The organism is Rhodovulum sp. HP10, assembly GCF_047553435.1.
Classification (GTDB): domain Bacteria; phylum Pseudomonadota; class Alphaproteobacteria; order Rhodobacterales; family Rhodobacteraceae; genus Rhodovulum.
This window is the reverse complement of the sequence record NZ_CP180201.1, coordinates 3,911,549-3,935,354: the sequence shown is the minus strand read 5'-3', so window position 1 is coordinate 3,935,354 and position 23,806 is coordinate 3,911,549. Positions and strand designations below refer to the sequence as shown.

Genomic DNA, 23,806 nt, shown 5'->3' with positions numbered 1-23,806 from the left:
AACATCGCCATGCAACAAACCACCCGAGACTTCTGGAACGACCGCTACCGCGAAAAGACCGGCGAGACCTCCGGCAAACCCGGCCTCGTCCTGTCCCAGTTCGCCGGCCCGCTGCAGCCGGGGACGGCGCTGGAACTGGGCTGCGGCCGGGGCGACGACGCTCTCTGGCTGGCCCGGCAGGGCTGGCAGGTGACGGCGGTGGACATGTCCGCCGTGGCGCTTGCCTACGCCTCTGAAAGATCCGCCTGCGCCGGACTGGCCGGGAGCCTCCGCTTCGAAGAACACGATCTGGCCGAAACCTTCCCGGACGGCAGCCACGACCTCGTGGTCGCCAGCTTTCTGCAATCGCCGCAGGATTGGCCGCGCGCCCGGGTGCTGGCCAGCGGCCTGAACGCGGCGATCACCCGCCTGAAGGGGCGCACACAATGATCCGGACCGACTGGACGACGCAAGAAGCACGGGAGCTTCACGCCCTGCCCTTTCGGTGTTCCATCCATGGCGGGGTCCTCCTTTCCCAAAATAGCATGGAAAGAAGGTTAAGTGGACGAGTCATCGCGCGTTCCTTGAAGGGCGATCACGCGCCTCCCGCAGCCTGAGCAATTGACGCTCAACTTGCGCTCGGTCGCGTTCAGCTGCCCCGATCCGGCTTTCCGGCACATCGCAGTTACAGTCGCCCGGGCCGCAAACGGCCCCACCACGGTATATCAGGATCACATCGCCATCCTCGGCGCCCAGCCAGTGGCATCGGGTGGAGGTGAGGTTATCAGACATGGGGCGGCATTCTCCGACCGGAATCGCCACCGGAAATTTGCAAGGTGCCCCACGCTCGTTCCGTCGTGGGGCACTTTCTGGATTTATCATTAAAATTCAGATGATTAATTTTGGACTGGTGGGCCGAGAGGGAATCGAACCCCCGCTGTCGATGGGTGTAAACCATCCGCTCTACCCCTGAGCTATCGGCCCCCGGATCCGGCGCCGCAAGGCTGCGCGCGATCTCGGGACAGGCGCAAACGAGGCGTGGATCGCCCGGAAACACGCTCTGAAAGACGCCCCGGGCGCGCCAATCGACTGACGCATCGCGCGGTCTAGCCGGTGATGCGCATTGCCGCAAGCCCCAACGGACGGGCCTCCGTTCTGCGACAGGATCTGGTACGGGCGGCCGGACTCGAACCGGCACGGCCTTTCGGCCCAGGCATTTTAAGTGCCATGTGTCTACCATTCCACCACGCCCGCCCCGGCCAAGGGCAGCTCCGGGCGATACGACCACCGGAGGGTCCGACCTTTCCTAACGTTCCTGGGCAGATGCGACAATCTCAAAGACGGCGGCCGGACCGGACGTATCGCCGCTGCCCGGCCCATGCCTGCCCGATGCAGGGGCGAAGAACAGCTACGGACCACAGGGTCTGCACCGGCAAAGCCGCCCAAGCGGTGCGCCGCGCAATCCCAACGCCGCAGGACCGCACGGGCCGGCGCAACCCGTTCTTCCCGACGTCCCCCTTGCATTCGGTGCTTGCAGCCCCGGCAGGGGAGCGCTCCTCCGGGACGTCATCGACGGGGCTCAGGGGACGGTCGCGAAGGCGACTTCCTTCACGGCCTCCATCGCGACGAAGGTGGAGCTGTTGGCCACATGCGGCAAGGCCGAGATCCGTTCGGCCATGACCTCGCGATAGGCGGCCATGTCGGCGGTGCGCACCTTCAGCAGATAGTCGAAACCGCCCGCGATCATGTGGCATTCCTCGATCTCCGGGATCGTCCGGACCGCGGCATTGAAGGCGCGAAGCGCCGCCTCGCGGGTATCCGACAGCCGCAGCTGGACAAAGGCGACATGGGCAAGCCCCAGACGGATGGGGCTCAGCATCGCGCGGTAGCCGGTGACGATGCCCTCGGCCTCGAGCCGCCGCAGCCGGGCCTGGGTGGGCGTCTTGGACAGGCCGATCCGGCGGCCGAGCTCTGCAACAGGGATCCGCCCCTCGGCCGAGATTATCCGCAGAATCGCGCGATCGTAACGGTCGGGCAGGAAAGTCGCTTCCGACATGCAGCCCCTCTCATTTTCAGGCGTAGCGCCTATCATTTTAAGCAAAAGCAGGCGAACGACCTGCGCATTTGGCGCTATCATGGCCGAAAAACAGGGAGACTTCCATGCAGGACGATACCTTGCCGCTGCGCGACCGGATCGAAGCGGCCACCTATGCCCCTCAGGCGCAGGTCCTCGAAGAACTGCTGGAGGCGACCGGCCTCGGCGACGAGGACCGCAAGCGCATCGAGGCGGCGGCGGTTCGGCTCGTCCGGACGATCAGGACGGACGCGCGGCCGGGCCTGATGGAGGTATTCCTGGCCGAATACGGGCTGTCGACCAATGAAGGCATCGCGCTGATGAGCCTGGCCGAGGCGCTGCTCCGGGTGCCCGATATCATGACCATGGACGCGCTGATCGAGGACAAGATCGCGCCCTCGGACTGGGGGCACCATCTCGGGCGCTCGCCCTCGCCCATGGTCAATGCCTCGACCTGGGCGCTGCTTGTGACCGGACGCGTGCTGGAACGGCGCGATCCCGGGCTGATCGCCACGCTCAAGGGCGCGGTCAAGCGGCTGGGCGAACCGGTGATCCGGACCGCGGTGGCGCGGGCGATGCGCGAGATGGGCCGGCAATTCGTGCTGGGCGAGACCATCGAGGCAGCACTCGAGCGGGCGCAGGAGCTCGAGGCCGAGGGCTACACCTATTCCTATGACATGCTGGGCGAGGCCGCCCGCTGTGCGGCCGATGCAGAGCGCTATTACCGGGCCTATTCCGACGCCATCGCCCGGATCGGGCTGGCCGCGACACAAGATGACGTGCGGGCCAATCCCGGCATCTCGATCAAGCTCTCGGCGCTGCATCCGCGCTACGAGCTGGCCCAGCGCGACCGGGTGATGACCGACCTTGCCCCGCGCCTGCTCGAGCTTGCGCTCCAGGCACGACGCATGGGCATGGGACTCAATGTCGATGCCGAGGAGGCCGACCGGCTGGTGCTGTCGCTCGACGTGATCGCCGCGGTTCTGGCCGATCCGCGGCTGGCGGGCTGGGACGGGTTCGGCGTTGTGGTGCAGGCCTACAGCCCCCGCGCGGGGCTGGTGATCGACGCGCTTTACGAGCTGGCCGGGCGGCATGACCGTCGGCTGATGGTCCGTCTGGTCAAGGGCGCCTACTGGGACAGCGAGATCAAGCGCGCCCAGGAGGTCGGGGTCGATGGCTTTCCGGTCTTCACCCGCAAGGCGGCGACCGATGTCAGCTATATCGCCAATGCCCGCAAGCTCCTGCGCATGACCGACCGGATCTACCCGCAATTCGCCACCCATAACGCCCATACCGTGGCCGCGATCCTCGACATGGCGCCCGACCCGGACCGGTTCGAGTTCCAGCGCCTGCACGGGATGGGCGAGGCGCTGCACCGGATCGTGATGGAAATGGGGCTTGGCACCCGCTGCCGCATCTATGCCCCGGTCGGCGCGCATCGCGAGCTGCTGGCCTATCTCGTGCGGCGGCTCCTGGAGAACGGCGCGAATTCCTCCTTCGTCAACCGGATCGTCGACGAGACCGTGCCGCCCGAGGCGGTGGCTGCGGATCCGCTTTCCGAACTCGAGACGCTGATCGATGCCGAGGCGCCCGCCGGCCTCCGGCCCGGCCCGGCCCTGTTCGAGCCCGACCGGCGCAATTCGCGCGGCTGGGACCTGGCCCATGGCCCGCATCTGGCCGAGATCGAGATCGCCCGGGGGCCCTACAGGACAGCTCATTTCAACGCCGCCCCGCGCCTTGCAGGACCGGTCCGCGCCGAAGCGGCAACCCCGCGCCACAGCCCCTCCGACCCGACCGATCTGGTCGGCTGGGTGCAGGACGCCTCGCCCCGCGATGTCGGCACCGCACTGGCCCATGCAAGGCCCTGGAACATCCCCGAACACCGTTGCGCCGAGGTGCTGCGCCAGGCGGCCGACCTCTACGAGGCCCATGCGGGCGCGATCTTCGCGCTGCTCGCACGCGAGGCCGGCAAGACGCTGCCCGACGCGGTGGGCGAGCTGCGCGAGGCGGTGGATTTCCTGCGCTATTACGCCGCCCGGATCGACGGCCTCGACGCGCCCGCGCGCGGGCTCTTCGTCTGCATCTCGCCCTGGAACTTCCCGCTGGCGATCTTCACCGGCCAGATCGCGGCGGCACTGGCCGCAGGCAATGCGGTGATCGCGAAACCCGCCGAACAGACGCCGCTGATCGCCCATCTCGCCACCGGATTGCTGCACGAGGCGGGCGTTCCGCCGGAATGCCTGCAACTGCTGCCCGGCGATGGCAGGATCGGCGCGGCACTGACCTCGGACAGCCGCGTCACCGGCGTGGCCTTCACCGGCTCGACCGAGACCGCGCGCATGATCCAGCGCGCGATGGCCTCGCATATGGCCCCCGGCACGCCGCTGATCGCCGAGACCGGCGGGCTGAACGCGATGATTGTCGACAGCACCGCCCTGCCCGAGCAGGCCGTCCGCGACGTGATCGCCTCGGCCTTCCAGTCGGCCGGGCAACGCTGTTCGGCCCTGCGCTGCCTCTATGTACAGGAGGACATCGCCCCGGGCTTCCTGGCGATGCTGCAGGGCGCGATGGCAGAGCTGAGCCCTGGCGCGCCATGGGAGCTGTCTTCCGATCTGGGGCCGCTGATCGACGCCGAGGCCCATGCCGCCATCGCCACCTATGTCGCCGCCGCCCGCGCCGAGGGCCGGGTGATCTGGGAGGGCAGCGCCCCGCCCGAGGGCCATTTCCAGGCGCCGGTCGCGATCCGGGTGCCGGGCATCGAGGCCATCGAGCGCGAGATCTTCGGCCCGGTGCTGCATGTCGCCAGCTTCGCGGGCGGCGATCTCGACCGCGTCGTCGAGGCGGTGAACGCATCGGGCTATGGCCTGACCTTCGGGCTGCACAGCCGGATCGACGACCGGATCAAGCGCATCGCCGCGCGGCTGACCGTCGGCAATGTCTATGTCAACCGCAACCAGATCGGCGCGGTGGTGGGCAGCCAGCCCTTCGGCGGCGAGGGGCTCTCGGGCACCGGCCCCAAGGCCGGCGGTCCGCATTACCTGCCCCGCTTCACCGACCGTCCGGCGCCCGAGGCGCATGTCTCGACCGAAGCTGCGAAGGGCGCCCCGGCCGCGCCCGACGCGGTCGCGGCAGCGGTTCGCGCGGCGCCCCCCGCGCGCGACCCCGAGACGCTCGATCTGCCCGGGCCGACCGGCGAGACCAACCGGCTGACGACGCTGGCGCGCGCGCCCCTGCTTTGCCTCGGGCCGGGTCCGGGCGCCTCGGCCGCACAGGCCGAGGCGGTGCGCGCGCAGGGCGGCGCAGCGGTTGCGGTCGAGGGGCTGCTGGAGCCCGCGGCGCTGACCGATCTCAAGGGCATCTCGGGCGCGCTCTGGTGGGGCGATGCCGAGACCGGCCGCGCCTATGCGCTGGCGCTGGCCGAACGCGAGGGGCCGATCCTGCCCCTGATCGCGGGGATGCCCGATCCGGCGCATGTGAGGCTCGAGCGGCATCTCTGCATCGACACGACGGCAGCCGGCGGCAATGCGGCGCTGCTGGCCGCGGCCGGTTCCGCTTGACGGCCCTCGCGCAGCGGCTAGCTTCCCGCCATGTTCCCGCTGCGCGACCACAATCCCTCCTCCCGCTTTCCCTTCGTCACCCTTGCCCTGATTGCGGCGAATGTGGCGGTGTTTCTGTTTTGCCTGCCGCTCTTCGCCGATCCGGGGGCGCTGCAGGCCCTGTTCATGGACTGGGGCATGGTCCCCGCGCTCATCACCCGCACCGGCGACTGGTCGGGCGTGCTGAGCTCGATGTTCCTGCATGGCGGGCTGCTGCATCTTGCCGGAAACATGCTTTTCCTCTGGATCTTCGGCGACAACATGGAAGACCGGTTCGGACATGTCGGGTTTTTGCTGTTCTATCTGGCGGGGGGCGTGGCGGCGGCGCTTCTGCAATATGCGGTGGCGCCGGGATCGACGGTCCCGGTCGTGGGCGCCTCGGGCGCCATCGCGGCGGTGATGGGCGGGTATCTTCTGCTTTTCCCGAAGGCCCGGGTCGATCTCCTGATCATCCTGATCGTGATCTTCCGGGTGATCCCGGTCCCGGCCTGGCTGATGCTGGGGCTCTGGTTCGGCCTGCAGCTTTATTCCGGCGCCTCCGCCGCGGCGGATGAAGGCGGCGTCGCCTACTGGGCGCATTCGGGCGGCTTCATCGCCGGACTTGCGCTGACACTTCCGCTCTGGCTCAGGCTCGGCGGGCCCGCCTTCTGGAACCGCACCCAGGGCAGCCCGCCGCATCCCGTCGGGGTCTACCGTGCGACCACGGTGCCGCGGGTCCGGCGACACCGCTGAGCGGCACACGCCGCAGCGTCGGAAAAGCGGCCGGGTCGAAAAACTGCTGGGTCGGAAAAGCTGCAGGGTCGGCAGAGACGTCGCAACGCGGTTTCCGGTTGCCCCCTGGCCTCCGGCAAGCGGTATCGCATGACCTGCGCGGACGCCCTCCTGCGCCCGGCAGACGGCCGCGACATCTCGGGCCTCACCACTGGCCTCACCGCGGGCCAAGCCCACCCGGTTCGCAGACACCGAGCCAGCCAAGCGCCGCGCTCATTCTGTCGCCAAGCCGGACCTCGCCCGACGGGATCGACGCAAACATCGCGATGCAGGCGTCGATGATCGCGGCCATCAACAGGGTCCGGTCGACAGCGACCGCCCCGGAGGTGTCATGGAAGAAACGCCGCAACGGAGGCGGAGGCCACCCACCGGCGCAGCTCGCCTCCCCGGTCATCGCACGATCCTTCCCGCCCCGCCAAAGCTGATGGCTTGGATGGCTCCTGCTCCATCGGCGTCGCAATGCGCCATAGTGCAGATGTGATCATCTGCTGCGCGAGGAGCCATCCGCATGAAGGTTACAATAGTCGGCCTGGATCTGGCCAAGACTGTCTTTCAGGTTCACGGGATCACCGATGAAGGCCATGTCATCTTCAACAAGCCACGGCGCCGGGCTCAACTGCTTGCGTTCTTCGAGTGCCTGGCCCCCTGTCTGACCGGCATGGAAGCCTGTGCGGCGAGACACCACTGGGCGCGAGAGCTGTCCGAGATCGGTCACGAGGTACGGCTGATCCTGCCGATCTACCTCACCCCTACGTGAAGCGGGGCAAGTCGGACGGTGAGCCGGAACGTGGCCCCAATGGGGCCGCCTAAGCCCGCGAACGATGCGGAAGCGAGTCTCGCGAAGCATTCACCCGTCCGACCATGCGCGTCGAGAAGGTCAAATCGGAAGAGCAGCAGGTCCTGCTGAGCCTTGACCGGACGCGTGAGTCCTCCGTGCGGCAGGGAACGCAGCTGGTGAACATGCTCCGCGGGCTGCTGGCGGAGTTCGAGATCCTCCTGCCTCAAGGCCTGGAGAAGGCGACGGGTTTCGCGCGGGATGTCGTGGAAGGGGCTGCGTCGGATATTCCCGAAATCGGACAGGACGTCATTCGCGTCCTTTGCAGACAGCTTCTGTCGACCGATTACCTCCTGCACTGGCATGACCCGCAGCTGCAGGCCGTGGCGCGGACGGATCGTCGGATGAAACTGCTGCCGACTATTCCGGGTGTCGGACCGGTTACGGCCTCGGCAATCGTGGCGCCCATCGGCAGCGACCGTCAGTTCCGCAATGGTCATGAGTTTGCGGCGTGGCTGGGGCGGACACCAGGGAACAAGTCCAGCGGCGGCAAGGAAAGGCTGGGCAGGATCACGAAGATGGGGGTTCAGGACCTCCGGAAGTTCCTCGTGGTCGGCATGACCTCCCGCGCAATCCAGGTGACGGTCCGGCCGGACAAGGGCGACCCGTGGCTGAGGAAACTGCCGGAGAGAAAGCCGTTCTGGCTGGCAACGATAGCCATGGCCAACAAGACGGCCAGGATCATCCGGACCGTCCTGACACGGGAGGTAACCCTGGTCGCCGCGACCTGCCTGATGCCGCAAGCCCGGGCAGAGAATAGCAAGACCGACGAGATGATGGCGACACCCACAGCCGCTCCCCCTGGGGATCCCGCCGAACGTCCGGGGTGCAACAGCCCGATAAGCTGACAGGGACCCGGGATGCGGAAGCCATCAGGGCCAGCGGCCGAAACGCCACGCAAACGGGCCGGACACACCACCGCTTCTGCAAGCGTGCAATAAACTCGCTTCCCGCTTGCCATGCAGGAGCCATCCACACAGGACGGTCGGAACGCCGGCGCAGGACAGGCGTTCGGCCGAAGATCAGGTGTTTCTGATGGCCTTGGCGAAGTGGTCGTAGATCGCCTCGTTCGCGACCAGCACCTCGCCATGCTCGAGCGGGTCGCGGCCCTCATGGATGGTGCCGACAAAGCCGCCCGCCTCGCGCACCAGAAGCAGGCCCGCGGCCACGTCCCAGGCGTTCAGCTCGCGTTCCCAGTAGCCGTCATAACGGCCGGCGGCGACATAGGCCAGATCGAGCGCGGCCGCGCCCCAGCGCCTGACGCCCGCGCAATGCGGCATCAGCCGGGCCAGATCCTGAAGCGTGGCAGGCAGCGTGCGCTTGGCGGCAAAGGGCACCCCGGTGGCGAAGATCGCCTCGATCATGCGCGACCGCGACGACACCCGCAGGCGGCGGTCGTTCATCCAGGCGCCCGCGCCCTTCTCGGCGAAGAAAAGCTCGTCCTTGGCGGCGTCGTAGACAACGCCCGAGACGATTTCGCCCTTGTGCTCGAGCGCGATCGACACGGCCCAATGCGGCAGGCCGTGCAGGAAGTTGGTGGTGCCGTCGAGCGGATCGACGATCCAGCGCCGGGTCGGGTCGTCGCCATCCTCGCTGCCGGTCTCCTCGCCGAGCCAGCCATAGGTCGGCCGCGCGCCGCGCAGCTCCTGGCGCAGGATCTCCTCGGCGGCGGTATCCGCGCGGCTGACGAAATCGCCCGCACCCTTCATCGAGACCTGAAGGTTCTCGACCTCGCGGAAGTCCTTGACCAGGCTGCGGCCGGCCTTGCGGGCGGCCTTGATCATGATGTTGAGGTTTGCACTGCCTTGCATGGGAGCCTCCTTCGGTCTTGCCGCGGGCCATACACGGGGGCGCGCCCGGTGCCAAGGGAAATGGGACAGCCCGGCCCGGCTACCCGGCGGCCCCGCGTTGCAGCTTGACCGGCTCGCTTCGCGCCAGCCGCACGAAATGCGCCATGAAGGGCCTTGCGGTATCCTCGGATCTGGTGGCCGCGTACATCCGTCTGGTCAGTCCGGTCTCGGTCAGGGGCCGCACCGCGAAATCGGCATTGCTCCGGGCCTCGCGCACCACCCAGTCGGGCAGCACCGTCACCCCGCGCCCCGAAGCGACCAGCATCAGGATCACCGCGGTGAGCTCGACCTGGCGCTGCGCCAGCGGCTCGACCCGGGCCGGACCCAGAAGCCCGGTGAAGACATCAAGCCGCGAGCGTTCGACCGGATAGGTGATCAGCGTCTCGCCGCGGAAATCCTCGGCCCGGATGAAGGGGCGCCCGGCCAGCGGATGCGAGGCGGCACAGAGAAAGACCGGCTCGTAATCGAAAAGCGGCGCAAAGTCGATGCCCCCACGCGTCTCGGGATCGGACGAGAGCACCAGATCGACCTCCTCGCGGGCAAGCGCGGGCAGTGCCTCGAAGGACAGGCCGGGGCGGATGTCGACATCGATCTCGGGCCAGGCCTTGCGGAAGGAGTCGAGCACCGGCAGCAGCCAGTCATAGCAGGCATGGCATTCGAGCGCGATATGCAGCCGCCCTGCCCGACCCGAGGTCATGCCCTCGAATTCGGCCTGCAGCGCGGCGATCTCGGGCAGCACGCGCTCGGCCGTTCGCAACAGCCTGAGCCCTGCCGAGGACAGCCGCAACGGCTTGGTACGGCGGACGAAAAGCTCCATCCCCACCTGCTCCTCGAGGCCCTTCACCTGATGGCTGAGCGCGGATTGGGTGATGTTCAGCCGGTCGGCAGCCCGGGCCAGACCGCCCGCGTCATGAATGGCCTTGATCGTCCTCAGATGGCGCAGTTCCAGATGCATCCTGTTCCCGGGCTCATATTGATCTTGAAAACTATGAGTTTGTTTCACAGTCCCTGTTATGCGACAAGATCGAAAATCTTCGAACCCCTTGGGAGTGTCCGCCATGACCGCCCCCCGCGTGTCCTTCGAGTTCTTTCCGCCCCAGACGCTGGAGGCAAGCTTCCGGCTCTGGGAAGCCGCGCAGGCGCTTGCACCGCTGAAACCGACCTTCGTGTCGGTGACCTATGGCGCGGGCGGGACCACGCGCAAGCTGACCCATGAGGCGGTCGAGACCATCCACAACCATTACGGGTTGAACGTCGCCGCCCATCTGACCTGCGTCGACGCGACACGGGCCGAGACGCTGGAGATCGCCGAGGCCTATGCGGCGGCGGGCGTGACCGAGATCGTGGCGCTGCGGGGCGACCCGCCGAAGGACCAGGGCGCGTTCCGGCTGCATCCCGAGGGCTTTGCCAATTCCTGCCAGCTGATCGAGGCGCTGGCCGCGACCGGCAAATTCCGGCTCCGGGTCGGCGCCTATCCCGACCCGCATCCCGAGGCGGGCGCGCCCGATGCCGATGTTCTTTGGCTCAAGCGGAAATTCGAGGCGGGTGCGGACACGGCCATCACCCAGTTCTTCTTCGAGGCCGAGACCTTCTTCCGTTTCCGCGATGCCTGCGAGAAGCAGGGGATCGATGGCGCGAAGATCATCCCCGGCATCCTGCCGATCGAGAAATGGGCCGGCGTTCGCCGCTTTGCCCAGCGTTGCGGCGCGCATGTGCCCCCCCATGTCGACGAGGCCTTCGAGACCGCGATCCGCGACGGTCGGGAAGGGCTGCTGGGCAAGGCGATGGCGACCGAGCTCTGCACCGGGCTGATGGAAGGCGGCGTGCGGGATTTCCATTTCTACACGCTGAACAAGCCGCATCTGACCCGCGATATCTGCCATGCGCTGGGGGTTGTTCCCGACACGCATCTCGAAAAGGTCGCCTGAGCCCCGCCTCCGGGCGTCAGGCAGGACGCCCGGTTCGAATTTTCGTCGAAAATTCGCGCCCCTGTGGCGCGGTTCGGCCTCAGGCAATCGCCTGCAACAGCCGCCAGACCCGCTCGGACGTGAAGGGCATGTCACCACATGCCCCTGCCACAGAGTGGATCCAGCATCGCATCGTCGGCCGCCGCCATCGCCCCCCTTCCCGCCTCGCCGCAGCCCGACATGCCCGGAGGATTGGCGGGCGATGAAACCTGCTCGGTCGTGAGCCGCACGAAAGGCAGATCAGTCGCACGCGGCATCGCGCGAACCATGAAGCTCGCGGTCAGAAGCTGGCCATAATCGTCCTGCCCCCCCCCTCGCACAGAGCCCGACCAAGCCCCTGCACCGCCTCAGCCCGCCATGCACCTTTTCTCGGCCGGACGCGGATTGATCGGCGTGCCGAAATCACCCGCCACCGCATAACGCAGCCCCCGCGCCGCATCGGCTCGGGGTCGATCCCGATCTCGGCAACATGAACGCTGTTCGGAGAGGAGCGGCCCCGGCAGGGTGCCGTCGGCACGGCGGCACAACAGATCCGTCTGGCCCGCCCGGCGGGCCATCGTCGCCAGTTCGATCGACCCGGGCGCCAGCTTCGATCCGGGTGCGCGGAACCGGTCCTCGTCGAAGCCCAGTTCTGGCGCCTGCATCCCCATCCCGGCGGCAAGTAACGGCGTGACACCCGCAATCATGACCCCGATATCATGACCTTGATCACGGCCAGGGACGTACTGGCCCGGATGGTGTCGGGATAGGCGCCCTTCACCGCGAAAAACGGCCACGGAATGGCATGGGGCCGATCAGCACCTTCGCGAACAGCTCAGGAAGGACCGTCCGCGCGGTCGTTCGGAATGCCTTCTGCACCGCCGCATCGTCGTCCATCGTCCAGTCACAGGCGAGGGTAAGCGGCGTCATGGATCTATCGGCGGCCTGCCGCTGGTCAATTCCGGATGCGGCTCGAGATCCTCCAGGTCGAAAGCGATCCGCTCGGCGGCATCCTTCGTGGCTGGCGGGGTCCCGGCAATCACCACCGCCATCGCCTCGCCCCCGAAACGCACCCGGTCCAGGGCTCGCAGCGGGCGGGCGCGGCATCCGCGCGGCTGTCGCCCCCATCACCGCCCCCGGTGCACCGCCCGCGCCGACACCCGCTCAGGCGCCCGGATCTCGGCATGGGCGACCGGGCGGGCCGGAACACGGCATGCAGCACCGAGGCCGGTGCGATATCGTCGCCATGGAGCCCCTGCCCGGTCAGAAACCGCCGGTCGTCGACCCGTGCTCCGCTCCGGTTCCGGCCGCCCCCCTCTCCACCGCGGCTCTTCTGGCTGTCTCCTTGAGCAACCCCCGCGCCACAAGGCTTTCCGGAGGGGTTGGCCTTGGCCGCGCCTTTCGGTAATCACGCCGCAGCCCCTTTTCGATGCAAGAGATCCTCCGATGCCGATGGAAAAGACTTTCGATGCCGCCGAAGCCGAACAGCGCCTCTACGAGGCCTGGGAAAAAGCCGGCTGCTTCACCGCCGGGGCGAATGCCTCGCGCCCCGAGACCTTCTGCATCATGATCCCGCCGCCGAACGTGACCGGCAGCCTGCATATGGGGCATGCCTTCAACAACACGCTGCAGGACATCCTTGTGCGCTGGCACCGGATGCGCGGCTTCGACACGCTCTGGCAGCCGGGCCAGGACCATGCGGGCATCGCCACCCAGATGGTCGTGGAACGGCAACTGGCGAAAGAGGGCAATCCCGGCCGCCGCGAAATGGGGCGCGAGAAATTCCTCGAAAAGGTCTGGGACTGGAAGGGCCGCTCGGGCGGCACCATCATCAACCAGCTCAAGCGCCTGGGCGCCTCCTGCGACTGGTCGCGCAACGCCTTCACCATGTCGGGCGCCCCGGGCGCGCCCGGGGGCGAGGACGGCAATTTCCACGATGCCGTCATCAAGGTCTTCGTCGAGATGTACAACAAGGGCCTCATCTATCGCGGCAAGCGACTGGTGAACTGGGACCCGCATTTCGAGACCGCGATTTCCGATCTCGAGGTCGAGCAGGTCGAGCTTGACGGCAACATGTGGCGCCTGCGCTATCCGCTGGAGGCCGGCGCGAGCTACGAGCACCCGGTCGAGTTCGACGAAGAGGGCAATCCCACCGCCTTCGAGACCCGCGATTATCTGGTCGTCGCGACTACCCGCCCCGAGACCATGCTGGGCGATACCGGCGTTGCCGTCCATCCCGAGGACGCGCGCTACCGGCACCTGATCGGCAAGACCGTGCGGCTGCCGCTTTGCGGCCGGTCGATCCCGATCGTGGCCGATGACTATGCCGATCCGACCAAGGGCACCGGGGCCGTCAAGATCACGCCCGCGCATGATTTCAACGACTGGGGCGTCGGTCAGCGCACGGGACTTCGGGCCATCAACATCATGTCGACCCGCGCCGCGATGTTCCTGAAGGACAATGCCGATTTCGCCGAAGGCTGCGACGAGGCGCTGGTTGCCGATTGCCTCGCGCGGTTCGACGGGCTCGACCGCTACGAGGCGCGCAAGGCCATCATCGCCGAGGCCGAGGCGCAGGGCTGGCTCGACGGCATCGACAGCGACCGGCACATGGTGCCCCATGGCGACCGCTCGAAAACCGCAATCGAGCCCTATCTGACCGACCAGTGGTTCGTCGACACCCGCAAGATCGTGGACCCCGCGCTCGACGCCGTCCGCAAGGGCATGGCGGCACAGGAAGCGGGCGCATTCGACGAGAAGGCCGGTTATACCCGTATCCTGCCCGAACGCGACGCCAAAACCTATTTCCACTGGCTGGAGAATATCGAGCCCTGGTGCATCAGCCGCCAGCTCTGGTGGGGGCATCAGATCCCGGTCTGGTACGGGCTCAACCTCGACGGGTCCCATTTCACCGACGATGAGGGCGACAACGCGCTTGACGATGTGGAGCTCTACCGCCTGCTCAACGAGGGCTTCGTCCAGCGCGGCGCGCGCCATCACTGTGCCGCCGATTTCGAGACGGTCACGGCGCAGTTCCAGGACGTGCTCGCCGGTCTGCCGGCGCCGCTGCACGCGATGCGGGTGGTCGAGGTCTCGGGCCGCGCCGCCGCCGAGGAGGCGCTGGCCGAGAGCCTTGCGGATTACAATCTCAGCCAGGACCCGACCAGGCTGATCTATCCGATCTGGCGCGACCCCGACGTCCTCGACACCTGGTTCTCGTCGGGGCTCTGGCCCATCGGCACGCTGGGCTGGCCCGAGACCACGCCGGAACTGGCGAAATACTTCCCGACCGATGTGCTGATCACCGGCTTCGACATCATCTTCTTCTGGGTCGCCCGGATGATGATGATGCAGCTGGCCGTGGTCGAGCAGATCCCGTTCCACACCGTCTATGTCCATGCCCTCGTCCGCGACGAGAAGGGCAAGAAGATGTCGAAGTCCCTGGGCAACGTGCTCGACCCGCTGGAGCTGATCGACGAATACGGCGCCGATGCGGTGCGCTTCACCCTGACCGCCATGGCCGCCATGGGGCGCGATCTGAAGCTCTCGACCAGCCGGATCGCGGGCTACCGCAATTTCGGCACCAAGCTCTGGAACGCCACCCGCTTTGCCGAGATGAACGGCGTCTTCGAGGGCTACGCGCCCACCGGCGAGATCCCCGCCCCCGCGGAAACCGTGAACACATGGATCGTCGGCGAGACCGCCCGCGTGCGCGAAGCGGTCGACGAGGCGCTGAGCCATTACCGTTTCAACGACGCGGCCAATGCGCTTTACGCCTTCGTCTGGGGCAAGGTCTGCGACTGGTATGTCGAGTTCTCGAAGCCCCTGTTGATGGATGGCACCGAGGCCCAGAAGGCCGAGACCCGCGCCACCATGGCCTGGGTGATCGACCAGTGCCTGATCCTGCTGCACCCGATCATGCCCTATATCACCGAGGAACTCTGGGGCACGACCGCCGAACGGGCGAAGATGCTGGTCCATGCCGACTGGCCCGCCTATGGCGCCGATCTGATCGACGCAGAGGCCGACCGCGAGATGAACTGGGTGATCGCGCTGATCGAGGAGATCCGCTCGGCCCGCGCCCAGATGAACGTGCCCGCAGGCGCCAAGATCCCGATGCTGTACACCGAGCTCGACGACGCGGGCAAAGCCGCCTGGGAACGCAACGAGGCGCTGATCCGGCGCATGGCCCGGATCGACAGCCTGAGCGCGGCCGGGACCCTGCCCAAGGGCTGCGTCACCATCGCGGTCGAGGGCGGCAATTTCGCGCTGCCGCTTGAAGGCATCATCGATGTCGCGGCCGAACGGGCGCGGCTGGAAAAGACGCTCTCGAAGCTCGAGAAGGATCTCAAGGGGCTCGAAGGCCGCCTGAAGAACCCGAAATTCGTCGAAAGCGCCCCCGAGGACGTGGTCGAGGAAACCAGGGAACTGGTCGAGGCCAAGACCGGCGAGGCCACGAAGCTGCGCGTCGCGCTCGAAAGACTGGCCGAACTCGGCTGAGCCGGAAGGCCGCCTTCAGGACCGCCCGGGCAGCCTTGCCGCAGCCCGGGCGTCTTGACTCGCTGTTCCGGCGGGTTCACTAGACCAACCGACATAACCCGCAACCGGGCGTTCCGTGGGCGCCAAACCGACGAGGAGGCCAGATATGGGCCAGATCACTCTCACCTTCCCCGATGGCAATCAGCGCGAGTTCGAGGCCGGGATCACCCCCGCCGAGATCGCGGCCGGCATCTCCAACTCGCTGGCCAAGAAGGCGATTTCGGCCCAGGTCAATGGCCGCCATTTCGACCTGCAATGGCCGATCACGGAAGATGCCTCGATCGCCATCAACACCATGAAGGACGACGCCCCGGCGCTGGAACTGATCCGGCATGACCTCGCGCATATCATGGCGCGGGCGGTGCAGGCGCTCTGGCCCGATGTGAAGGTCACCATCGGCCCGGTCATCGAGAACGGCTGGTATTACGATTTCGACCGTGCCGAGCCCTTCACCCCCGAGGATCTGGGCCAGATCGAGGCGAAGATGAAAGAGATCATCAATGCCCGCGACCCGGTCCGCACCGAGATCTGGGACCGTGCCCGCGCCGTGAAGCATTACGAGGACAATGACGAGCCCTACAAGGTGGAACTCGTCGGCATGATTCCCGAGGATCAGCAGATCCGGATGTACTGGCATGGCGACTGGCAGGATCTCTGCCGCGGTCCGCATCTTCAGCATACCGGCCAGGTGCCCGCCGACGCCTTCAAGCTGATGAAGGTCGCGGGCGCCTATTGGCGCGGCGACTCGGACCGGCCGATGCTGCAGCGGATCTATGGCGTGGGCTTCCGCAGCCGGCAGGAGCTGAAGGATTACCTGACCTTCCTCGAAGAGGCCGAGAAGCGCGACCATCGCAAGCTGGGCCGCGAGATGGATCTGTTCCACCTGCAGGAAGAGGCCCCGGGCCAGATCTTCTGGCACCCGAATGGCTGGAAGATCTACACCACGCTGCAGGATTACATGCGCCGCCAGCAGGAGCGCGACGGCTATGTCGAGGTGAACACCCCGCAGGTCGTCGAGCGCAAGCTCTGGGAGAAATCGGGGCACTGGGACAATTACCAGGAAAACATGTTCATCGTCGAAGTCGACGAGGAGCATGCCCGCCAGAAAGCCGTCAACGCGCTCAAGCCGATGAACTGCCCCTGCCATGTGCAGATCTTCAATCAGGGCCTCAAATCCTATCGCGACCTGCCCTTGCGGATGGCCGAATTCGGGTCCTGCAACCGCTATGAACCCTCGGGCGCGCTGCATGGCATCATGCGGGTGCGCGGCTTTACCCAGGATGACGCGCATATCTTCTGCACCGAGGATCAGATCGAGGCCGAAGCCAAGAAATTCATCGACTTCCTGGCGAAGATCTATGCCGATCTCGGCTTCACGGACTGGTCGGTCAAGCTCTCGACCCGCCCCGAGAAACGCATCGGCAGCGAGGAAAGCTGGGACCGCACCGAAGAGGCGCTGGGAGCGGCCTGCCGTGCCGCCGGCTACGAGTACGAGATCAACGAGGGCGAAGGCGCGTTCTACGGGCCCAAGCTCGAATTCGTGCTGCGCGATGCCATCGGGCGCGACTGGCAATGCGGCACGCTGCAGGTCGACCCGAACCTGCCCGAACGGCTGGACGCGACCTATATCGGCGCCGATGGCGACAAGCACCGCCCGATCATGCTGCACCGTGCGGTCGTGGGCTCGTTCGAACGGTTCATCGGCATATTGATCGAGAATTACGCAGGCAAGCTGCCGTTCTGGCTGGCGCCGCGCCAGGTCGTGGTGGCCTCGATCGTGTCGGAGGCCGACGATTACGTGGCCGAGATCGTCGCGACGCTGAAGGCCGCGGGCGTCCGCGCCGAGGCCGACATTCGCAACGAGAAGATCAACTACAAGGTCCGCGAACATTCGCTGTCCAAGGTGCCGGTAATCCTAGCCATCGGTCCGCGCGAAGTCGAGGAGCGTACGGTCTCTGTCCGCCGTCTGGGCGAAAACCGCACCGAGACCCTGGCGCTCGATGCCATCGTCGCCACGCTGACGGCGGATGCAAAGGCCCCCGATCTGGCCTGAGCCGAAGAGCTGCACGAAACGAAAAGGCGCCGGGCGATCCGGCGCCTTCGATCTGTCTGCAGGCCTGCAAGCCCCCGGTGCCTCAGCCGTTCAGCGCGGCTTCGGTCCTGGCGTTCCAGCCCAGGTAAAGCTGCCCCCCGGCCTCGATGACCGGGCGTTTCATCAGCGTCGGATGGGCCTCGAGCAGATCGAGCGGATCGCCCGCCCGCGCCGCCTCGTCGAGCCCGCGCCATGTGGTCGACCGCCGATTCACCAGATCCGGCCCCAGCGCCGCGAGGAATCGGGCCAGCTCATCCCGGCTCAGCGGATCGTCGCGCAGGTCGTGCAATTGGACCTCCTTGCCCATGCCCAACAGCGCCGACTTTGCCTTTCGACAGGAATCGCATGTTTTTAAACCGTAAATAACCATTCCAAACCTCGATTGTTTTCCAGCACAACCTAGCCGAGTTTACGGTGCAATCTACAGGGGTCTTGATTTTTTCACGAATCTTACTGCATTGTTTCTCATGTGACGGCAGACGACCTGGACGACCGCTCCTCCTTCAGGGGCAGCCGGAAGACTGGAAGACCTGGCTGTGACCTACCGCGCCGCAATCCCGCGGGCGCGGAAAAGACCGAGGAGAGACAGACGATGCCCACCGGCACCGTGAAATGGTTCAACACCACCAAGGGCTACGGCTTCATCGCCCCCGACGATGGCGGCAAGGACGTGTTCGTGCACATTTCCGCCGTCGAGCGCGCTGGCATGACCGGGTTGAGCGATAATCAGAAGGTCGCCTATGAAATGATCGAGGGCCGCGACGGTCGCAAGTCGGCCGGGGATCTCAGGGCTATCTGATCGCAGACGCAGACGCGGACGGTGGCAGCGCCTGCTGCCACTGTTCACCGGATGTCGCGCGTCAGACGAAGATCCGCGCGACGAAGACCCCGATACAGGCCGAGACCCCGGTCAGAATGGTCCCCCAGCAGGTATCGAGCGCCACCTGCAGCGGCGACCAGCGTTTCAGCGTCGCGAAATTGGTGAATTCATAGGTCCCATAGGCCATTGCGCCGACCACCATGCCCTCGATCAGCGCCTGTCCCGGATTGCCTCGCACCAGCGCGGGCCAGGACACCAGCCAGACAAGCCCAAGAACATAGGCCATGTAGAACACCGCCGCCGCCCCCATGCGTGGCCGGTCGCGCATCCAGTCGCCGAGATAGCGCGCGAAAAGCGGCTGCATGACATGGCGCAGCATCAAGGCATCGAGCGCCAGAAATACCAGCACCGTGACCAGATATAGAATGATGGCGATGATGACGGACATTGCCGCTCCTTCATGGCTTTTCCCTTACGGGCGGCCAACGTCCGGAGTGCGGTGCGGGTTCCCCGGACCTTGCCCGAAGCCGTGAGGCAGGCACGACCGCCGAGATCGGAAACCGGGCCATGGGACCTGACAAGGTGCGGCTGGGCGCGCCGGTTGCGCTCTGCGCCTTGTCGGCGGGCTGGCCGCCCTGTTCCGACCGGCCATCCCCCGTCCGGTCCCCTGCCGAGAGGAGGCTAGCTTACCGCAGAGAGCCGCTTGCCCCGCATGGTCGGGGCAAGGCGGGTTTCAATTCCGCGGCACGAGGGCGTTTCGGGCCTCCCGTCCTTGCACTTTGTCCTGCCAATGCCTTGCAAGACCGCTGGCCCGACGAAAGCCGCGCCCCCCGGGGATGTCGGATCAACGCCTTCCCCTCGGTCAGCCTTCTCAGCGCAACCGGCAACTGGCGACCATGGCCGCAGCATCCGACATGGCCGCCGCTCAGTCCCGCTTCAGGACGCCCTCGAATTCACGCCATTCCCCCTTCGACATGCCCGAGGTTTCCTGCGTCACGGCCTCGCCCTTCAGCATGCGACGGATGCAGTCCATCGCCGGTCCCGAGAGGTTGACCCCGCCGATGCGGTAATCCTCGAAGGCCTTGTAGGCCACCGGCACCCAATCGGCCACGATTTCGCAGATGGTCTGCGCATAGACCCGGATCTCGTATTGCGCATGGCTGTCGGCGCGCAGGCGCAGGAAATGGAACAGATTGTGCAGATCGCATTTCCAGTACCATTGCGTGTAGATATTCGAGGGCAGGTTCATCCGCGCCAATTCGCGCGCCAGCCCCTTCTGGCCGTCCTGCCCCAGCATCGCCTCGTAATTGTCATAGCAGCGTCCGGCATCGGCTTTGAGGATCTCCAGCACCCGCGCCGCTTCCTCGCCTTCCAGAAGCTCGCCGCGGCCCTGGTTGTTCACCGTCGATTGCGCGGCCAGCGCGTCGGGGGCGGGAATGTAGAATTCACGGTCGAGGATCGAATAACGCGCCGAATATTCGTTCACATTCGCCGTGCGGTGACGGATCCATTGCCGGGCGACGAAAACCGGCAGCTTGACGTGAAACTTGACCTCGCACATCTCGAAGGGCGTCGAATGCCAGTGCCGCATCAGGTAGCGGATCAGCCCCTCGTCATTCGAGACCGCCTTGGTGCCGCGCCCGTAGCTGACCCGTGCCGCCTGACAGATCGCGGCATCGTCGCCCATATAGTCGACCACCCGCACGAAACCGTGGTCGAGCACCGGATGAAGGGTGTAAAGCCGGGCCTCCATGCCCTCGGCCACCACCCGACGGGTCGGCGCGGTCTCGGCGCGCTGGGCCTCGATCTCGGCTAGCTGATCCTCAGTCACGGGCATCGGGCGTCCTTTCCGGCAAGCATGTGAGTCGCGGCGGACTATATATATGCCGGACGCCAAGAAAAACGGCGACATCCTGTGGCTCGTGCAGCAAGGCCCGGCGATGTTTTCCTGCAACGGCCCGCGCTCTGCGACACGCGCCCGGACGAGGAACCTGCGCTTTGACGAAAACAGGCAGATGCCGCGGCCAGCAGGCTTCGAACGGAACGGGGGCCGGGCGCAGCCCCGTCGTGCCTGCCCCCCTTGGTACCTGCGCCGACGCCCGCATCCATCAGGGCGGGGTCCTCTGCCCCCTCGCCGAGCTGCCGATCCGTCCTAGATGGCAGCGCAGAAGACGGAGGCATGCATGAAAATTCGTTACCTGCACACCATGGTCCGGGTGAAGGACCTCGAGGCATCCCTGGCGTTCTACCGCCTGCTCGGACTGACCGAGACCCGGCGGGTCGAGAATGACAAGGGCCGCTTCACCCTGATCTTCCTCGCCCCTCCCGGACAGGAAGACTGCCCGGTCGAGCTGACCTATAACTGGGACGGCGACGACGGGCTGCCCTCGGACAGCCGTCATTTCGGCCATCTCGCCTATGGGGTCGAGAATATCTACGACATCTGCGCGCGCCTGCAGGAGGCCGGCGTGACCATCAACCGTCCGCCGCGCGACGGGCATATGGCCTTCGTGCGCAGCCCCGACAATATCTCGATCGAGCTGTTGCAGATCGGCGAGGCGCTGGCCCCGGCCGAACCCTGGGCCAGCATGCCCAATACGGGGCATTGGTAAGGCTCGCCGCCTTCCTGGCGCTTGCGCCCTTCAAGGCAGAGGCCGGCTGTCGGCTGGCCCTGCTTCTTGCTCTCGACATCTCGTCCTCGGTCGATCCGGGCGAAGACGCGCTGCAGCGGGCCGGACTGGCCGCGGCGCTGGCCGCACCCGAGATCCAGGCCGAGTTCCTGTCGGTGCCCGAACTGCCGGTGGCCCTGGCCGTCTATGAATGGAGCGGACGCTATCAGCAGCGCGTGGTGCTGGGCTGGAGGATGATGGACAGCCCCGAGGCGATGCTCGGCGCGGCCGAGACGATTGCCGGATCGCGCCGCTCCTATGCAGCCTTCCCCACCGCGATGGGCTTCGGGCTCGGCTTCGGGGCGCGGCTGTTCGACAGCGCGCCCGATTGCGCGGCGCGGACCCTCGACATCTCGGGCGACGGCATCAACAATGACGGCTTCGGCCCCGAGCTGGCCTATCGCAGCTTTCCCTTCCAGGGCATCACGGTCAACGGCTTGGCAATCGGCGGCGGCAGCCCCAGCGATTCCGAGGTCTTCGCCTTCTACCGCGACCGGGTGATCCGGGGGCCCGGCGCCTTCGTCGAGACCGCGCGCGACTTTGCCGATTTCGAGCGCGCGATCCGGCGCAAGCTGATGCGCGAGGTCTCGGCGCGGGTCTATGGCGGGCGCCTCGCCCTGCCGCCGGGCGGTGGCTGAGCCGATACGCCCGGGGCCGGGGTCGCGCGCGCTGGGACTGCTCTTCTGAACCGCCCCGTATGCTGCCCGCCCCAGGGCCGCCGGCTGCCGCCGGCCACCGGGCTGGATGTCTCGGGCTGCGTCGATGCCGGGAACGATCTGCTCCAGCGCGACGGGCTGGCCCCGGCGCTGCTGCGGCCCGAGATGTGGGCGGCGTTCCGGCAGATCCCCCGGCACCGGTCGCGCTGACAATCTTCGAAGGGAGCGGCCTGCCCGATCAGAGGCTGATCCTGTCCGCGACGGAAATCGCCAGCCCGGCGACATTGGCACGGGTGGCCGAGAGGCTGCGCCGGACCGGCAGCCCCTCGCCGGAGCGGATCATGGCCATGAAGGCGGCACTTGGCCGGGGCGGCATGCTGCCGACAGAACGCAGCGACCTCTGGCGGGCGACGCTCGGTCTGACCGGCGACAGTCCCTCGAACGAACGGCCGCGACAGGCCGCAAACGGCGAGGTCAGAGCCGATGCGCAGGCGATCGGTATCGGCGCCGCGATACGCGGTCGATCCTGCCAGGGCCGATTGCGACGAGCGGGTCGATCATTTCCGGGCCGGGCTGCCAGGCGGGCCCGTTGCCTGCGCCGGGATCGCCAGCGGCTTTTCCCACCTCGCAGCGGCGGTGGCGCGCAAGCTTCTGCGCGAGCTGCCGAGCATGACCGCCGGACAGACCCCGCCCCCGCCCCGCAGGCCTCAGTAGATGTAGCGGATCTGATCCGACCAGTAGCGCTCCATGCGCTTCAGCGCCGCGGTGATGTCGCGCAGGCCGTCATCGTCGATGACATCGCGCGCCACCAGCCCCTCGGCATGGCGCGAGAACAGCCGACCCACGATTTCGCGGATCTCGCGGCCCTTGGGCGTCAGACGCACACGCACGGCACGGCGGTCGATCTCGCAGCGCTGATGGTGCATATAGCCTTTCTCGACGAGTTTCTTGAGATTGTAGGACACGTTCGAACCCTGATAGTAGCCTCGGGATTTCAGTTCGCCCGCGGTCACCTCGTTCTCGCCGATATTGAACAGCAGAAGGGCCTGGACCGAGTTCAGTTCCAGCACGCCGAGGCGCTCGAACTCGTCCTTGATCACGTCCAGCAGCAGGCGGTGCAGCCGCTCGACCAGGGAAAGCGCCTCGAGATAGTCGGTCATGACTTCCCGATGATCGCCCTCCGGGATGGGGGAATGGATGCTCATTTCAGTCTCCGCTGTTCGCAGTGCCGGGACAGGAATATGAAATGAGTCGCGAATATTCGGTTAAAACGCGGAAAAGGCGGGAAACTCCTAGCCCTGGGCCGGTCGCGCAGCCAGTTCGGCGACCAGAGGCGCGAAGGCTTCGGGCGCCGCCGCCTGCCCCGTAACCCATTGATAGAGGGCGTGGTCGTCCTGGGCGAGCAAAGCGTCGAAAGCCTCAAGCTCGGTCTCGTCCATGGCCGCCAGTCGGGCATCGGCATAGCCGCCGAGGATCAGGTCCATTTCCTTGGTGCCGCGCCGCCAGGCCCGGATGTGCATCCGCTTGCGGCGGGACTCGGTCGACTCGGTCATCTCAGCCATGCTCCTTCAACGCCTGACGAAGCCGCTTTTCCAGCACCCCAAGCCGGTTGGCAAGCCGCGTCATGTCGGCCCGCACCGCGCGGATCTCGCCCAGGATGCTGCGCACATCGCCGGGAATGACCGCCTCGTCGGCCGGCCCCTCAAGCCCGTCGCCATGCCCGTTCAGAAGCCACATGATGGACACGTTGAGAACGCCCGCCAGCGTCTGCAGCTTGTTCGAGCGCGGCTCGCTCAGATCGTCTTCCCAGTCCTTCACTGTATCGAGCCGGACGCCCAGCCGCTTGGCCAGTTCGGTCTGGGTCATGCTCAGCGCCTCGCGCGCGGCGATCACCCGGTCGCCGAAAGTGGCCGCATCCTCGGAATACCAGTCGGCTGCGTCGGGTTCGGAAGTGCCCATCGGTGCAAGCTCCTTTCGGC

The 23,806-nt window shown here is 66.6% G+C and carries 24 protein-coding genes, 2 tRNA genes and 1 pseudogene; 12 read left to right on the top strand and 15 right to left on the bottom strand.

Features of this window, described 5'->3' with window-relative positions; all coding sequences use genetic code 11:
• Nucleotides 1-9: 9 nt before the first annotated feature.
• Nucleotides 10-429: an SAM-dependent methyltransferase gene (locus ACK8CO_RS18470; RefSeq protein ID WP_414897590.1), complete on the top strand. Its 420-nt coding sequence runs from the start codon at nucleotides 10-12 to the stop codon at nucleotides 427-429.
• A gap of 458 nt (nucleotides 430-887) precedes the next feature.
• On the opposite strand, the gene ACK8CO_RS18465 is transcribed toward ACK8CO_RS18470, so the two are convergent.
• The 3 genes from ACK8CO_RS18465 to ACK8CO_RS18455 form a co-directional block, all read right to left on the bottom strand.
• Nucleotides 888-963, bottom strand: a tRNA-Val gene (locus ACK8CO_RS18465).
• 184 nt (nucleotides 964-1,147) lie between these two features.
• Nucleotides 1,148-1,233: transfer RNA gene (locus ACK8CO_RS18460), tRNA-Leu, on the bottom strand.
• Between the two features lie 325 nt (nucleotides 1,234-1,558).
• A complete protein-coding gene (locus ACK8CO_RS18455; protein ID WP_080616505.1) occupies nucleotides 1,559-2,035 on the bottom strand; it encodes an Lrp/AsnC family transcriptional regulator in 477 nt (158 codons plus the stop codon).
• Between the two features lie 104 nt (nucleotides 2,036-2,139).
• On the opposite strand from ACK8CO_RS18455, the gene putA reads away from it, so the two are divergent.
• A complete protein-coding gene (gene putA / locus ACK8CO_RS18450; RefSeq protein WP_414897589.1) occupies nucleotides 2,140-5,610 on the top strand; it encodes a bifunctional proline dehydrogenase/L-glutamate gamma-semialdehyde dehydrogenase PutA in 3,471 nt (1,156 codons plus the stop codon).
• 30 nt (nucleotides 5,611-5,640) lie between these two features.
• Nucleotides 5,641-6,381 (top strand): rhomboid family intramembrane serine protease, encoded by a 741-nt coding sequence (locus tag ACK8CO_RS18445; RefSeq protein ID WP_414897588.1) that lies wholly within the window; start codon nucleotides 5,641-5,643, stop codon nucleotides 6,379-6,381.
• A gap of 196 nt (nucleotides 6,382-6,577) precedes the next feature.
• Here the strand turns inward: ACK8CO_RS18445 and ACK8CO_RS18440 are convergent, their stop codons facing one another.
• Entirely contained in the window at nucleotides 6,578-6,712 is a 135-nt protein-coding gene (locus ACK8CO_RS18440) for a hypothetical protein (protein WP_414897587.1), read from the bottom strand.
• Nucleotides 6,713-6,928: 216 nt separating this feature from the next.
• On the opposite strand from ACK8CO_RS18440, the gene ACK8CO_RS18435 reads away from it, so the two are divergent.
• Together ACK8CO_RS18435 and ACK8CO_RS18430 are read left to right on the top strand one after the other, a co-directional pair.
• Nucleotides 6,929-7,177 carry a hypothetical protein gene (locus ACK8CO_RS18435; RefSeq protein WP_414897586.1) on the top strand — a complete coding sequence of 83 codons (249 nt, stop codon included), beginning with the start codon at nucleotides 6,929-6,931 and terminating at the stop codon, nucleotides 7,175-7,177.
• Between the two features lie 104 nt (nucleotides 7,178-7,281).
• A complete protein-coding gene (locus ACK8CO_RS18430; protein WP_414897585.1) occupies nucleotides 7,282-8,103 on the top strand; it encodes an IS110 family transposase in 822 nt (273 codons plus the stop codon).
• A gap of 174 nt (nucleotides 8,104-8,277) precedes the next feature.
• On the opposite strand, the gene ACK8CO_RS18425 is transcribed toward ACK8CO_RS18430, so the two are convergent.
• Nucleotides 8,278-9,066 carry an inositol monophosphatase family protein gene (locus tag ACK8CO_RS18425; protein WP_080616509.1) on the bottom strand — a complete coding sequence of 263 codons (789 nt, stop codon included), beginning with the start codon at nucleotides 9,064-9,066 and terminating at the stop codon, nucleotides 8,278-8,280.
• A 79-nt stretch (nucleotides 9,067-9,145) separates the two neighbouring features.
• Complete coding sequence (locus ACK8CO_RS18420; protein ID WP_414897584.1) at nucleotides 9,146-10,060, bottom strand: LysR family transcriptional regulator; 915 nt, start codon at nucleotides 10,058-10,060, stop codon at nucleotides 9,146-9,148.
• Between the two features lie 103 nt (nucleotides 10,061-10,163).
• On the opposite strand from ACK8CO_RS18420, the gene ACK8CO_RS18415 reads away from it, so the two are divergent.
• Entirely contained in the window at nucleotides 10,164-11,033 is an 870-nt protein-coding gene (locus ACK8CO_RS18415; RefSeq protein ID WP_414897583.1) for a methylenetetrahydrofolate reductase, read from the top strand.
• A 386-nt stretch (nucleotides 11,034-11,419) separates the two neighbouring features.
• On the opposite strand, the gene ACK8CO_RS18410 is transcribed toward ACK8CO_RS18415, so the two are convergent.
• The 3 genes from ACK8CO_RS18410 to ACK8CO_RS18400 form a co-directional block, all read right to left on the bottom strand.
• A complete protein-coding gene (locus tag ACK8CO_RS18410; protein ID WP_414897582.1) occupies nucleotides 11,420-11,758 on the bottom strand; it encodes a hypothetical protein in 339 nt (112 codons plus the stop codon).
• Between the two features lie 70 nt (nucleotides 11,759-11,828).
• The gene (locus ACK8CO_RS18405) at nucleotides 11,829-11,981 is read right to left on the bottom strand and encodes a hypothetical protein (protein ID WP_414897581.1); all 153 of its coding nucleotides are present in this window, start codon (nucleotides 11,979-11,981) and stop codon (nucleotides 11,829-11,831) included.
• Nucleotides 11,978-12,103, bottom strand: coding sequence for a hypothetical protein (locus ACK8CO_RS18400; protein ID WP_414897580.1), 126 nt, complete (start codon nucleotides 12,101-12,103; stop codon nucleotides 11,978-11,980). Before ACK8CO_RS18400 ends, ACK8CO_RS18405 begins: the two co-directional genes overlap by 4 nt.
• A 394-nt stretch (nucleotides 12,104-12,497) precedes the next feature.
• Between ACK8CO_RS18400 and ACK8CO_RS18395 the strand changes: the two genes are divergently transcribed.
• A complete protein-coding gene (locus ACK8CO_RS18395) occupies nucleotides 12,498-15,551 on the top strand; it encodes a valine--tRNA ligase (RefSeq protein ID WP_414897579.1) in 3,054 nt (1,017 codons plus the stop codon).
• Between the two features lie 145 nt (nucleotides 15,552-15,696).
• Nucleotides 15,697-17,643: a threonine--tRNA ligase gene (gene thrS, locus ACK8CO_RS18390; RefSeq protein ID WP_414897578.1), complete on the top strand. Its 1,947-nt coding sequence runs from the start codon at nucleotides 15,697-15,699 to the stop codon at nucleotides 17,641-17,643.
• A gap of 82 nt (nucleotides 17,644-17,725) precedes the next feature.
• On the opposite strand, the gene ACK8CO_RS18385 is transcribed toward thrS, so the two are convergent.
• Complete coding sequence (locus tag ACK8CO_RS18385) at nucleotides 17,726-18,052, bottom strand: arsenate reductase family protein (protein WP_414897577.1); 327 nt, start codon at nucleotides 18,050-18,052, stop codon at nucleotides 17,726-17,728.
• A gap of 222 nt (nucleotides 18,053-18,274) precedes the next feature.
• Here ACK8CO_RS18385 and ACK8CO_RS18380 point away from each other — a divergent pair, with 222 nt between their 5' ends.
• The gene (locus ACK8CO_RS18380; RefSeq protein WP_042461564.1) at nucleotides 18,275-18,481 is read left to right on the top strand and encodes a cold-shock protein; all 207 of its coding nucleotides are present in this window, start codon (nucleotides 18,275-18,277) and stop codon (nucleotides 18,479-18,481) included.
• Nucleotides 18,482-18,542: 61 nt separating this feature from the next.
• Here ACK8CO_RS18380 and ACK8CO_RS18375 read toward each other — a convergent pair whose 3' ends face one another.
• Nucleotides 18,543-18,941 (bottom strand): DUF2177 family protein, encoded by a 399-nt coding sequence (locus tag ACK8CO_RS18375; protein ID WP_155774168.1) that lies wholly within the window; start codon nucleotides 18,939-18,941, stop codon nucleotides 18,543-18,545.
• A 486-nt stretch (nucleotides 18,942-19,427) separates the two neighbouring features.
• Nucleotides 19,428-20,339 (bottom strand): FAD-dependent thymidylate synthase, encoded by a 912-nt coding sequence (gene thyX / locus ACK8CO_RS18370; RefSeq protein ID WP_414897576.1) that lies wholly within the window; start codon nucleotides 20,337-20,339, stop codon nucleotides 19,428-19,430.
• 346 nt (nucleotides 20,340-20,685) lie between these two features.
• Between thyX and ACK8CO_RS18365 the strand changes: the two genes are divergently transcribed.
• From ACK8CO_RS18365 to ACK8CO_RS18355, 3 genes and pseudogenes are all read left to right on the top strand, one after another.
• The gene (locus ACK8CO_RS18365; RefSeq protein ID WP_414897575.1) at nucleotides 20,686-21,114 is read left to right on the top strand and encodes a VOC family protein; all 429 of its coding nucleotides are present in this window, start codon (nucleotides 20,686-20,688) and stop codon (nucleotides 21,112-21,114) included.
• Entirely contained in the window at nucleotides 21,108-21,809 is a 702-nt protein-coding gene (locus ACK8CO_RS18360) for a DUF1194 domain-containing protein (protein ID WP_414897574.1), read from the top strand. The genes ACK8CO_RS18365 and ACK8CO_RS18360 overlap by 7 nt, the downstream gene beginning before the upstream one ends.
• A gap of 59 nt (nucleotides 21,810-21,868) precedes the next feature.
• Nucleotides 21,869-22,270: pseudogene (locus tag ACK8CO_RS18355) on the top strand (DUF1194 domain-containing protein); the annotation flags it as partial.
• Nucleotides 22,271-22,534: 264 nt separating this feature from the next.
• On the opposite strand, the gene ACK8CO_RS18350 reads toward ACK8CO_RS18355, so the two are convergent.
• From ACK8CO_RS18350 to ACK8CO_RS18340, 3 genes are all read right to left on the bottom strand, one after another.
• Complete coding sequence (locus ACK8CO_RS18350; RefSeq protein WP_080616523.1) at nucleotides 22,535-23,032, bottom strand: MarR family winged helix-turn-helix transcriptional regulator; 498 nt, start codon at nucleotides 23,030-23,032, stop codon at nucleotides 22,535-22,537.
• An 87-nt stretch (nucleotides 23,033-23,119) separates the two neighbouring features.
• Complete coding sequence (locus ACK8CO_RS18345; RefSeq protein WP_080616524.1) at nucleotides 23,120-23,380, bottom strand: succinate dehydrogenase assembly factor 2; 261 nt, start codon at nucleotides 23,378-23,380, stop codon at nucleotides 23,120-23,122.
• A gap of 1 nt (nucleotide 23,381) precedes the next feature.
• The gene (locus tag ACK8CO_RS18340; protein ID WP_080616525.1) at nucleotides 23,382-23,786 is read right to left on the bottom strand and encodes a helix-turn-helix domain-containing protein; all 405 of its coding nucleotides are present in this window, start codon (nucleotides 23,784-23,786) and stop codon (nucleotides 23,382-23,384) included.
• Nucleotides 23,787-23,806: the final 20 nt, after the last annotated feature.